General features: G+C 48.6%; 7 protein-coding genes. 1 reads left to right on the top strand and 6 read right to left on the bottom strand.

The genetic code is table 11. The features are described 5' to 3' along the window. Positions 1-221: 221 nt before the first annotated feature. Positions 222-539: a thioredoxin gene (gene trxA, locus G3352_RS25920; protein WP_036605788.1), complete on the bottom strand. Its 318-nt coding sequence runs from the start codon at positions 537-539 to the stop codon at positions 222-224. 263 nt (positions 540-802) lie between these two features. On the opposite strand from trxA, the gene G3352_RS25915 reads away from it, so the two are divergent. Further along, positions 803-958 carry a YqzM family protein gene (locus G3352_RS25915; protein ID WP_090810527.1) on the top strand — a complete coding sequence of 52 codons (156 nt, stop codon included), beginning with the start codon at positions 803-805 and terminating at the stop codon, positions 956-958. Between the two features lie 115 nt (positions 959-1,073). Here the strand turns inward: G3352_RS25915 and dnaI are convergent, their stop codons facing one another. From dnaI to G3352_RS25890, 5 genes are all read right to left on the bottom strand, one after another. After that, positions 1,074-2,024: a primosomal protein DnaI gene (dnaI, locus tag G3352_RS25910; protein ID WP_053783224.1), complete on the bottom strand. Its 951-nt coding sequence runs from the start codon at positions 2,022-2,024 to the stop codon at positions 1,074-1,076. 230 nt (positions 2,025-2,254) lie between these two features. Next, positions 2,255-5,032, bottom strand: coding sequence for an alpha-mannosidase (locus G3352_RS25905; protein WP_163761065.1), 2,778 nt, complete (start codon positions 5,030-5,032; stop codon positions 2,255-2,257). 4 nt (positions 5,033-5,036) lie between these two features. After that, positions 5,037-8,210, bottom strand: a complete 3,174-nt coding sequence (locus tag G3352_RS25900) for a beta-galactosidase (RefSeq protein WP_163761064.1) — start codon at positions 8,208-8,210, stop codon at positions 5,037-5,039. Beyond that, a complete protein-coding gene (locus G3352_RS25895; RefSeq protein ID WP_163761063.1) occupies positions 8,207-9,526 on the bottom strand; it encodes a glycoside hydrolase family 125 protein in 1,320 nt (439 codons plus the stop codon). Before G3352_RS25895 ends, G3352_RS25900 begins: the two co-directional genes overlap by 4 nt. Positions 9,527-9,815: 289 nt before the next feature. Continuing rightward, complete coding sequence (locus G3352_RS25890; protein ID WP_163761062.1) at positions 9,816-12,923, bottom strand: alpha-mannosidase; 3,108 nt, start codon at positions 12,921-12,923, stop codon at positions 9,816-9,818. Positions 12,924-12,927 lie beyond the last annotated feature (4 nt).

Genomic DNA, 12,927 nt, shown 5'->3' with positions numbered 1-12,927 from the left:
GCAGTACCATCTTCCGATCGCCGTTATCCCCAGATTTTTTTGATTCCCTTTTTTCAAAGGGAAAATCCGGTGATAAATACACGCGCTGCGCTTCTCCAGATCGGCTCTACACTCTACGTTATCGTGTAAAAATAATTATACTTTATATTGTCCTATATAAAAGGTTTCGACGCAAAACGCCCCCGGCGCATAACCGGAGGCGTATGTGAAATCTTGGTTAATTATTGGTGTTTTTCGATAATTCCTTTGAGAGCATCTTTCGAGTTCAGACCAACCACTTTATCAACCGGTTGACCATCTTTGAAGAAGATCAATGTTGGAATGCTCATTACGCCGAAGCGGGAAGCGGATTCCGGGTTTTCGTCCACATTGACTTTAGCAATTTTCACTGCATCGCCAACTTCGGTGGACAGCTCTTCCAGGATTGGAGCGAGCATTTTACAAGGACCGCACCAAGGCGCCCAGAAATCAACAAGAACCGTTCCTTCGCCTTCGACTTCAGCGTTGAAGGATTGATCGGATACGTTAACAATAGCCATGAAATTGTCCTCCTTATATATACTTACGGTTTATTTTAACCTGTAACGTCGTGAACGACACTTCCAGTATAACACAGGTACTCTAATGTTGTGAAATGAACGCATCAATGTTCATCTTCCCAACATCAAATCTTCACAATTGAAGAACTTGCAGGTTCACTGCAAAATCTTTACAAACGCTTTCTTTTCCAAGTATACTAAAATTACTCCGGGCTTCAGCTCCCTGTAAGGGCAAGCTGTTATCCCCATAAGGAGGCAATACCATGGATGCAAATGTGCGGATCAACGACCCGCGTGAACATGTGAACGAGGAACCCCGTAACGATCTGTTTGATCTGATAGCGGGTGTTGCTGGCATGGCCGGCCTGATGACGGTTATCTTTTTCGGAATGGTGATTTTCAAATTTATCACCGAATAGGAACTTCAGGCTGCACGCAGGCCAGAAAAGCCCGGTTTTCGCGACAATGCGAAAGCCAGGCTTTTTTTGGACTATATGAGTAAAAAATAGATCAGATCGGTAACATAAATAGAAATTAACGTTTTCCCCGCTGATTCTCACCCCGAACCGAGATGACATCAACAAACGGACGAATCCGGTCCATCAAACGCTGGCCTTTGTTCATTTCCTCGCCGTCCCTGCTGGTGAAGCTAAGATGTTTCTCCAGCCCATCCAAGTTGTAGTTAGACGTGTAAAATGTAGGTTTGCGATTCATACGGTAGTTCAGAATGGAACCCATCACATGGTCCCGAACCCATGGGTTCAGATTCTCTGCCCCAATATCATCAAAGATGAGCAGATCACAGCTTTTCAGAATATCCGTCGTTTCCTTCAGCTTGTTTCCTTCACTGATCATGGATTTCAGATCCTCCACAAAATCAGGCATGTAGATAATAACACCTGTGTGGCCTACAACCGCGAGTTCATGCAGCAGATAACACATCAGAAACGTCTTGCCCGTTCCAAATGATCCTTCCAAAAACAGTCCTTGCGGAGACAATCCATTCTCCTTGGTGTCGTTAATATAACGCAGAACCTGGTTCACCGCCGGAGCACGCATCCGATCCTTGCCCATAATTTCCACATCGTTATATCCTGCATTGAGTGCACGCTCGTCCACATAGAAGCTGCGGATTCTTTGCTTGATAACATGCTCATTTTGCCGGGCGATATGTTTGGAACAAGGCGCTTTTTTATCTATAATTTCGGGTTTACCGTTAAAATGCTCTACTTCCAGTTTGCAAAAGTGACCCTGGAAATCGTTAGGACAGTTGTCGAGCCCCGGACAGTTCGCACAGTTCTTCGAATCTTTGGCATACTGATACAGCTTGCTCAGATCGGTAATAAGCTGTGCATCTTTCAGTTCAGGATGACCTGCGCGGAATTCGCGTACGTACGGATCTTCCATCAATTCCGCCGCAATCCGCCGCGACTGTTCACGAAAGGAAGGATTCAGCTGCTGAAGCAGTCCTCCCAAGGATTCCATGGCTTCAAGCCCCCTTAATAGTTTCAATATAGAATGAACAATTGAATTTTACGATGACCATCATGATGGCAGGGTAACCTTCGATCGCTTGTAATTCTACTGTTCATTCTATATAAACTTGAGGAATAACTCAACATTTTCAGCTGGAAAAAGCATTATCCATTCCATGATAGTACGCAGAACTTCGGTTAGACACTACACAAAGAATTGATCCGATCACGCTTGGAAAATTAACGACGCAACCCCACCGTAACAATCTCACAAGGTCCCGCTTGAAGAGCCCATTCTTTGCTAGTCAAGGCAGTGGAAGATTCATTTACCATCGAAGCATTCAGTTTTCCTGTCTCTTCTTCCAGAATGTTGCTCTGATATGCATCTTCCAATGCTTGCGGGATGGACTCAGAAGCAGCAAACTTCAACTCAGTTGTATTAGATCCCATATTATACCAACGCAACATCAGATCACCCGAATCCTCGTTCACCTTCAGTGAAGAAAACGCAAGACCTTCCCCTTGCCACTCAAACGGTGTGTTGCTTGGCGTCAGGAATCCCGGATGTACGTTCGTCTGAGCCAAAGTCCATGGAACCTGGAACTGATAAGCTTCAATGTACGCTCCGGAAGTTGCTCCGTTCCCGTCATGAGGGATAATCTCCAGCTGGAAGGAATGCTCACCAAGACACTGAGCTTCCGGTGTAGGGAACAATCCCCAGTCTCCAAGCTCTCCCACGGCACGAAGCAATGTCACAGCAATCGTATTCCGTCCATCCTCAAGAACCTCATATTCATTCAGACCGAGATTGGCTACAACCAACCCAGCCTGATCCTCACTCACATCAACAAAACTTTGCTGATGCTGGGTATTGCTCGGATTCTGCCATTCCGGTGCAGGCGTATTATCGCGAGTAGCAATTTCGAACATCGAGTCAACGTGATGAACAGCCGATGTCAGATCAGTCGGGAAGAGTGCCCGCACCCGATGATCCTTCGCCTGATTGTTGAAAGTTGTTTCGAGCTTGATGCCTTTTCCACTGCGGCTTAACGACACAATGGTTCGGATCTTGAGCGTAACCATTTGTTTGGAACGTTGAGCTTTACGATGTGGATAATAAATCAGTTCGCGCTGCTCACGATCAAGCGTTTCGTCGGCGGATTCAGGAATTTCCCAATGATGAACAATTTCGTACGAAGCTCTGTAAGGCGCATCTTCAATAACCCGAATTTCTGCCCGAAGATCCTTCGTAGTCAGTGCCACTTCGTTCTCTGGTTGCTTGAACATGTACTCATTGCCGATATCACCGACATTTTCATACACGCCAAGATCTTTATACGTCCGGCCTGTCCGTTTATCCGTGAGTGCAAAGGACCCGTTGTCTGCAATATTTACGATAAAATATTGATTTTCCATGCCACGTTCACCACGCAGCAGTGTATTTGAATTCGCAGCATTGCTGTCCATGCGGACCAAGGCATACGTCTTCAGGCCAAGTGCAGGCACATTTTCTGCTTCAAACGTAATGTTGACCCGACGGCAGCTATATGGCTGACGGAATCGATCATCAGGCAGATCATAGCCGAATTGCAGACCCAGATCCTCTACCGTACACGGAACTGGTTTGCCTTCTTCATCCACCAAAATACGACCTGACAGGTCAATGGCGTTCATTTTGGCTGCCATATCTTCCAATGAGAAACCGTCGCGGAAGTACAAACGGGCCGCATCCAGTTCAATCTGAACCACACCGCTGCGCTCCCATCCCGAAGTGTTAAACACAACCACTGGCCGCGCTTCATCACCATATCGTTCAAATGTTGAAGTATCCACAGCTGCAGCGATTTGGCTGGTGCTATCCTCAATCAGGGCCTCAGCGACATGACGGCTCTTATCAAACCGTGTGACCATCTCGCGATGTACTTCGTCTACGCTACAGCCACAGATGCTGTCATGCGGATGATTCTGCATCAACGTTTTCCAGGCATAGGTAAACTGATCATGCGGATATGAATGACCCAACAGGTGCGCGAATGACGCCAGGGGCTCAGCCACTTTTTCCAACATGGCTTGGCCCAGCTGGTTCATCTGTTTCAGATAAACGCGTGCGGAAGCCGTGTTCACCAAAGTGCCCCAGCCATCGGTACGCTGGCTGCGCAGCTCTCCTTTTACAACAGACAGCTCCTGAACCGCAGATGCTTTCAACGCTGACAGATAGTCCGGGAAGTTGGAGTGAACAAACTCGATATCGGGATACAATTGTTCAGCCATTCGGATGGCTTCAGGCAGATCCTTCTGAATCGGCTGGTGATCACATCCGTTCATGTACAGCAATTCATTGGTCGATGCATATTTCTCCGCATCAGCCAGTTTGGTTTCCCAGAACTTGCGAGCTGAAGCTTCGTCCACCGGAACTTCATTCCCGTTAGAGTACCAGTTGGCAAATAAAACACCGAGCACTTTAGATCCATCCGGACCTTCCCACATCAGTTCTGAGAAACTGGATTCGTATCCATCGTCAGACACCATGTTGTTGAACCCCGTTGGCTTCACGCCTCGCCCGAAAAAGACATTATCGATGCCCGATTGCAGCATAAGCTGCGGTGTCTGTCCTACAAGTCCGAACGTATCTGGGAAGTATCCGATCTTTGAAGGAGTTCCATAACGTTTGGCATCACGATGTCCGACCTGCATATTACGAACGTTCGCTTCACCACTTGTCAGGAAGGCATCCTGCAAGATATACCAAGGCCCAATGACAATCCGACCATCGCGAATATGCTTCTCCAACCGTTCCTTCTGCTCAGGTCTAACCTGAAGATAGTCATCGATGATGATCGTCTGGCCGTCCAGGTAAAAGCTTTTAAAATCCGGCCCCTGATCGAGCTGATCCAGCAAGGCATCCACCAGTTGCACCAATCGCATATGATGTTTCTCATACGGCAAATACCATTCCCGATCCCAGTGCGTATGAGAAATAATATGCGCTCTTTTCGATTTGCTTGTTGGTTTGGTCATTGTATTATTCCCCCTCTACCTCTTGTTGTACAATCTCTACTTCATCCGGTCGATATACGGCTTGCAGCTGTCCTGCAGCATCTGTGGCAAACAGCACCGAGCGATTTTTCTCCAACAGGAACGTATATATGACTCCCGTACGTGTATCTCTGACTTTCACCTCATGATTCAAAGCGAACTCCGATACAAATACGTACAGATTCCCTTTCGGGAAGCTCAGTTTCCGGCCATAAATCCCTGCCAGATCACCGCCAGATATCCATTCCAGTTCATTTTCAATACCAGCCACTTCTGACGCATATCGATACAGGTCAGCCAGCGGCTCATCCCGGCCATTCAGCTCCAGCGGCAGCGGGCTCCAGATCAACTTGCCTTTGCCTAATGGCAGTACGACTACTTCATCAGGTGTATGATTCTCCGCATGAAGCAACGTTTCCTTCGCCACCTCGGCAATCCGGCGACGACCATACGTGACGCGGTGATTCACACCGTTAATATTCAGCATTTCTTCTCGTTGTACGTTGCCCAGACTGCGCTGGCCAACAAGATGATCTGCCCGATCACTTCTCTTCCAATAAGCATCCAACCCGAGCGGGCCCGTAATAAGCAGCGTAGCTCCTTCATTCTCCGCGAAGTTCAATAGCTCGCTCAAGGCATCGCTGTCCATGTTGTGCGGACTCGGAACCATGATCAGCTTCGGAGGTTGCTGCATCAATGCTTCCAGATGATACTCGGATACAGCCCGGAATGGCTGCTTGAGCTCATAAGCCATCACACGCGTCAATTTTGTGGTTGCATCGTAGGCCAGGGAACGGTTCGAGAAATCGTTGGAATACGGGAAGACCACCGCAATTTCCTCCAGCTCGCGATCGGTAAACAGATCTCGAATCTGCTCCATGAATCGGCCAAAATCGTAAGACACATCGGCTTCAGGTTTTTCTGTACCATCCGCTCTCAGCGCTCCAATATGAGATTCATTGGCATTATCCATGTAGAAGTTCGTATTCCAGATCCATTGCACAGCTCCGGCACCGCCTGTTGAGAAGGCATAGGCGTATTTGCGCTCCAGAATGCTGTGAAGCTCTTCCTCTGTGCGTTTGGCCCGGCCATCCGGGGTTTCCACATACATGATGCCTGTCTCCTGAATGAGATTGGGTTTATGTGGTGTTTTGGCGAAAATGCCGTCCCAGATCAGGTCATCGTTGAGCCACCAGGAATGCACGGTTGTATAATCCACTTCACGCTCGTAGAAGAACGGTGAAGGCCGCTGTGCTCCGAGAGCTTCATCCTGCCCCACGGTAACCAAATGATGGGGAACAAGATCCTTGATCGTGCCTACAAGCTCTCTCGCCCAAACATTATGCATCTCCATCGAGAAGAGACAGTAATCGAGCCAGCGTGTTCCTTTTTTAGCCTTGTGCATGTCCTGTACATCGAAATTGATCTCTTCCGGTTCAGGAATGACTGCTGCTGTAAAGTCAGGGAGCTGCTTAGGTGACATGTTCCATGCCTCCTGCAACGCTTCAATCGTCTGATGCCGCTGCTGAAGCCACTCGATAAACGCCTGCTGCTCATACGAATCTCTTGCCGAACGTGGCCCATCGGAGAATATGCGCACAGGATCAAACATCGACGGTTCATTAATCAAGTCCCAGTCCACATGTGTGGAATATCTGTGACGACTAACAATGCTGCGAATGAAGCGTTTCTGTGCATCTACACTCTGCGGGTCCAAATATGGATTTGTTCCTTCCCACGTCTCGGGTGTAAAGGAGAAAAAGGTGAACGTCACTTGAAGGCCATGCCGTTTTGCCGTTAACAGGAACGCATCAATAGCACGCAGTACATCCTCGGACATGTGACCATCCACCTGCATCATGTTGCGATAGGCAGTCCAGATTCCGGTCCGAATCCAGTTAATGCCGGCTTTCGCCATCTGTGCCATATCCCGATCCCACACATCCGCATTAGGAAGGAACAGGAATTTCCGTGCCACGTCAGAGGTCATGTAGGTCATACCAACAACAGGCAATGGACGACCGTCTTTGATAAAATAATCTCTGCTGCGTGTAATGACTTCCCCTTCTGCCAACAAGGCTGCGTCCTGACCCCAGAAACCCTGCCGCAGTATGCGAACTTCTCCATCCGGTGCCTGAACACGACCGACGATTCGGTACAGCCCGCTCTCGATTGAAACCGGAAGAAGAATACGTTCAAAACGCTGTTCGCCGGAAAGTTCCATCTCCAGTTGATGATTCCATACCTTCTCTACCGTGCCGTTTGTACGATCTTCCCGTTCAACTGTTAGATCAAACGTCCAAAGTTCCGGCTCACTTCTTCTGCTACCCGCACGCTGTAGAATTTGGGTTTGGAGGATTAGTGAAGCTCGTTCACCCAGTTCATACGAAGCATAGTTCGGCTTCAGAGATAGTTCTGTTACACCTTTGGCGCAATACTGCGCCCAGTTCACCATTTCAGCTGCTCCGTTCTGTTCCCAGAAGGTAGCCGTCAAAGGCAGATGCACAAACAGCCAGCGCGAACCGGCAAACGTACTGCGGGAGTTTTCCCATAATACGATTGGTGCAGCGATGCTGCGACCATCCTTGCTGCGGCCGCGGAGCAGCGGAGAAATCTGCGTGCTCATCGGACCTGAGGAACCCATCTGATGTGGCAAATCGCTTGTTTTGGTTGTATGAGGTACCAGATTCCACGTATCCGCACTCTCGAACAGTCCCTCTTTGCCTGCAAGAAGTGGAATATCTTCTGAGGAAGTTAGTGAATCCACTTTGGCTGCGGATACCTTTAACGCCTCATGAATATAAAGTTCCTGATGATACGCCGTTTGTTCCGACTCGGAAATCCATGCCCCATTCTCCTGACGAACAGGACGTTTGAATGGTGCGCCACCAATGCTGATCAGACTTCCCCCCTGATGAAGAAAAGCTGCAATTGCGGTCCAAGCGGATTTTGGAAAATAAGGCGCATGCAGGTTCACGAAACACCCTTCACCTGCCGCTGTGCTCAAAGCCGAAGCCAATTCATCCGCGCCCACAACAATGATCTCTTCCGATGCTTTCCATGAATCAAGAGCACCTTGCGTTGGCAAAATGCCTTCCACCGGAAACGTTGGATCAGAGAAAATAATCAGCTTGGTTCTCTTCACCTGTGCGCTACTCATAGCAAACCATCCTTCATGGATTTATAGACCAACTGGGAGAACAAACTGTTGGACCAAGCAAACCATTTTCTCGTAAAAATCGTCGGATCATCCACATGGAAACCTTCATGCATATACCCTGTATCCGCATCCGTTGCTTCCAGCATCCGAATGATTTCGAGCTTCTCTTCAGCAGACTGGGCCGTCAATCCTTGCATGGACAGACCCATATGCCAGATGTAATCCGGCGGTGTATGTGGGCTACCGATTCCTTTGGCAACTTTGCCTTCATAATAGAACGGATTCTCTTTGCTGAGCGCAAAACGTCTCGTATTCTGATAGATCGGATCATCTGCTGTAACGTAGCCAAGATAAGGAATGGACATCAGTCCCGGTGTACCCGCATCATCCATCAGACAGTAGTTGCCGAAACCATCCGTTTCATAAGCATAGATCGGGCCAAATTCAGGATGACGGTAAATACCGTACAGTTGAATACCATGATCTACTTCGGCTTCCAGATCCTTAAGCTCCTGTAGGAACTCCATATCCCGGAATACCCACTCCGCGAACTCCTGCATCTGACGCAGGGCAACGACGGCAAACATATTGCCTGGAATGTTGTAGTGGAAATCGCACGCATCATCACTGGAACGGAAACCGGACCAGATCATGCCTGTGTAATTAACGGGCATGCCTCGTCCGTTATTGCGGATTGAATCTGTAGCAATGCCGTTATTGCGGGTAAAGCTGTATGGTGATTGCTCCATGTGATGCTGCTCCACCCGGAACAAGTCCACGATTTTGCGCATTGCGGCTTTGAAGCTGGAATCGAAAATATCCGTCAGTTCGGTTTCTTTCCAATATAAATAAGCGAGACGCACAACAAAGCACAAAGAATCAATCTCGAATTTGCGCTCCCACACCCAAGGTGACATCTCGGTCACGTCGGTGGTGTTCCAGTGCCAATCATTGGCTGTCTCGTTGAAGGCGTTGGCATATGGATCAATATGAACGTACTGGATATGGCGCTTGATCAGACCACCAATAATGCGTTGCAGGTCTTGATCTTCCTTGGCAAATGGAATGTAATGCACCACTTGCTCCACGGAATCGCGCAGCCATGAAGCTGGAATATCGCCAGTGATGACAAAGGTCGTGCCGTCGTCCATTAATTTCGTTGTTGTTTCAATCGTATTCGGGAAACAGTTCTTGAATAGTTGAAGCAGCTTCGGTCGATGCGCCAGTTTCTGCTCTGCTTCTTCCATTACAGCCTGTACGGCTTGTGGCAATGCAACAGGTGGCATCGGTATTTTGGGTAGTCTGAATTGTTCCATGAATGAGTGCACTCCTTAAACAAATTGAATGGTGTAGCTGCAAGATAAACCCATTAACTGTACACTAGGACACTACGATTGCAGTACCATCTTCCGATCGCTGTTATCCCCAGATTTTTTTGATTCCCTTCTCCAAAGGGGAAATCCGGGGATAGCGTATGCTTCCGATGTAGCTTTCTTTCAGAAAGCTTTTAGGCGAACACTTCGCTTCTCCATCTGGTTCTGCACTCTCCGTTATCGTGTACATGTTTTAGTTCATCTTACATAGCTCAAAATATTTCAAAAAGGTTTACCGTAGTAGCACGGTTTTTATTTCGTAAGGTTTAAATGATATTGTAATCTGACCATTGGTGTTATCCAAAGGCTCACCTGCTTCTTCCAAAGCATTGGAGAGATAAGCTTGCTCAAATGCATGCGGCCATTGCAGCTTCACACGTTCACGGGTGCCCGAAGACTCATAGAAACGGAGCACTGTACCCTGTCCCGACTCTGCTGGTTTGACCGTATCCAAGATGACATGGCTACTATCGAATTCAATCCATGCTCCAGTTGCCGGGCGTACGCCTGCGTTCTGGTCCACCTGATGCACAGGCACTTCATGGTTCAATTCGGCTGCCTGACGTACCGTATGTGCACTTCTCCAGTCGCCTTCATGTGGATACAGGGAATAGGTGAAGTCATGTTCTCCAATATCCGCAGTCCGGTCAGGCCATCTCGGTGCACGCAACAAGGAAAGGCGAATCGTGCTTCCCTGTACGTCGTATCCATATTTGCAATCATTAAGTAGACTGACGCCATATCCGTGCTCGGCGACATCTGCGAAGCGGTGTCCGCACACTTCATACTGAGCTTGCTCCCAACTCGTGTTGCGATGAGTTGGACGCTCCAATGCACCGAATGGAATTTCATAGGTTGCTTTGGAAGTCACTATATCGATCGGGAAGCCCACTTTGAGCAATTTATGATCTTCATTCCAGCTTACATGGGTCTTGAAATCGATTCGTCGATTGTCATGATAGAACACCACATCCTGTGTAATCACAGACTGATGAAGCTTCCACTGAAAACGAAGTACGTCCTTCGTAGTACCCGCCAGAACCAGCTTTTTCTCCAAGAGCTCCACTTCTCCAGCAACCTGAGCCTCATAACGGCTGTCGATATCCCAGGCATCCCAGAGCGTCGGACGGTCATGGAAAAAGTGAAATTGATTGCCGCGTTCACCTGGCTTCAGAATCTCGCGTTCTGCTGTTTTGTCCCACAAGCGGGATATCTCGCCACGCTCGTTAAACTGAACATGGTAATACTCGGTTTCCCATGTATCTGTAAAGTTCTTTTGCCCAGCAATGCTCGCCATTTCCCGTACATTTGTTTCCCTTGCATTTTCCGGTACGAGCCAAATCGTCTTATGACCAAACGCTGGAATATCCGTCACCAGAACCGAAATTTGGCCATCTTCCCGATCCATGCGCAAACGCTGACCTTCTTCATCGATGACGTAACGATCCAATCCATCGTGCATATGAAGTTGAACGACTTCACTTCGATTCCAACCAAGGCTGTTGAACACAACATAAGGAACAGAACCCTCTGGCCCCTGCGTGTTAATCCCCCTCGTTAATGCAGCAACCCCTTGATTCAACCCTGCTCTACCCAATTCAAATACCCGGACATATTCCTCGTCTGAAGTTACATACGATTCGGTAATTGCAGAACCAGGGATAATATCATGGAATTGATTCAGCAAAATCAGCTTCCATCCATCATGCAGAGCCGAACGTACTTCAGCATCCTGCTGTGGCTCCATATCCGGTAGGGCAAGTGTGTTCCAGAGCTCCGCTTCGCGATAAAGCACCTCAGCCTTCCGATTGTTGCGCTTATTGCGGCCATGGGTCGTATAGGTACCCCGGTGAAGCTCCAGATACAAGTCGCCATGCCACTTCGGAAGATCAGGCTGTGCCTTCTCGATTCCGTCAAAAAAGGCTCCGGCGGTACTATAACCATTCTTCGGTTGGCCCACCATCAACTCGGAACGGTCCACGTACTCCAACATCTCTCGCGTCACGCCGCCGCCACCATCGCCATGCCCGTACAGAAGCATATGCTCAGGATGCGCCGCCTTCTCGCGGTATGACTGCCAATGATCATGAATATCCTTCGGCAGCGTATGCTCATTAACACCATGATTGAGATAAGACAGGATGGACGTACCATCAATGCCTACCCAGTGGAAAAGATCATATGGAAATACGTTCGTATCATTCCATCCGAGCTTGGTCGTCATGAAGTACTCCACATTGCCATGCTTCAAAATTTGAGGCAGGGAAGCACAATAACCAAATGTATCTGGCAGCCATTCAATCTGTGATGTTTTGCCGAACTCCTCCATATAGAAGCGTTGACCATATAACATCTGACGAATCAGGGATTCCCCGCTTGGAATGTTCAGATCCGGCTCAACCCACATACCGCCAACCAGTTCCCAGCGTCCTTCCGCAATACGCTTCTTCACCCGTTCATACAGCTCGGGATCATGTTCCTTCAGAAAAGCGTACAGCAAAGGCTGGCTCTGGGAATAAACATAATCGGGATATTCATTCATGAGTGCATCCACCGTGGAGAATGTACGACTGGTCTTGCGAACTGTCTCACGTACAGGCCACAGCCAGGCAATATCAATGTGCGATTGCCCCACCATATGCTCCAAGCCTTCGGCGTTTCCACCAATCTCTCGCACTTCATGGATCAATCTATCTTCGATACTGCGGCTGTCATTCCCCTGCTTGACAGCCTCTTCTGTCAGACCTACAAATTGATCCATCACCCGATAGATCGCTTCCAGCAGGCGTACACGCCGGAAATCACTTTCCGGAAGCAGCACCGCGGAATCACGCACAATCGTGACCGTGTACATCAGACTGCGAACAGGTTCATTCGGTCGTACCAGCAAACTGCTGATCGATGTAATCGGCGGCTGAATAACCGCCTGTTGGTTTAGTGGATCTACAGGTTCGGGTACCGGATCGAATAACTCAATCTCAAGTTCAGGCTGAGCCCCTATTCGGGAAGGGTCGAGTGTTACATACGTATGATTACGATCCAGCCCCTGATAGGAATGTCCATTCACCCGAAGCAAGCCTTCCCCACCGGATTCAAATACAAGTCCGTAAGGTTCTTTCTGCCAGGAGGCAGGTACACCCAGCCGTGTCCGGAAGAAATAAGTCGTTCCCTGATCACTCGGGAAACGATTCAATCCCTCCCCTTCTGGATAAGCCTTCTGATCCTCGTATTGTCCTGGTACTTTATAATAAGCGCGGCTGATGTCCCAGCTGCGCAGCTCCATTTGCTCCAACCACTGACGTTCGGACAACTCGCGAATAAATCGTCTGATGCGTTCCATTTCC

Source organism: Paenibacillus sp. ALJ109b, assembly GCF_010747435.1.
GTDB lineage: Bacteria > Bacillota > Bacilli > Paenibacillales > Paenibacillaceae > Paenibacillus > Paenibacillus taichungensis.
Note: the sequence above shows the minus strand (reverse complement) of the source record. Positions and strands in the feature narration are given on the sequence as shown.

What these genes read in the sequence shown, in the direction of transcription:
- trxA (WP_036605788.1), bottom strand. Translation starts at nt 539, where the DNA reads ATGGCTATTGTTAACGTATCCGATCAATCCTTCAACGCTGAAGTCGAA.
- G3352_RS25915 (WP_090810527.1), top strand. Translation starts at nt 803, where the DNA reads ATGGATGCAAATGTGCGGATCAACGACCCGCGTGAACATGTGAACGAG.
- dnaI (WP_053783224.1), bottom strand. Translation starts at nt 2,024, where the DNA reads ATGGAATCCTTGGGAGGACTGCTTCAGCAGCTGAATCCTTCCTTTCGT.
- G3352_RS25905 (WP_163761065.1), bottom strand. Translation starts at nt 5,032, where the DNA reads ATGACCAAACCAACAAGCAAATCGAAAAGAGCGCATATTATTTCTCAT.
- G3352_RS25900 (WP_163761064.1), bottom strand. Translation starts at nt 8,210, where the DNA reads ATGAGTAGCGCACAGGTGAAGAGAACCAAGCTGATTATTTTCTCTGAT.
- G3352_RS25895 (WP_163761063.1), bottom strand. Translation starts at nt 9,526, where the DNA reads ATGGAACAATTCAGACTACCCAAAATACCGATGCCACCTGTTGCATTG.
- G3352_RS25890 (WP_163761062.1), bottom strand. Translation starts at nt 12,923, where the DNA reads ATGGAACGCATCAGACGATTTATTCGCGAGTTGTCCGAACGTCAGTGG.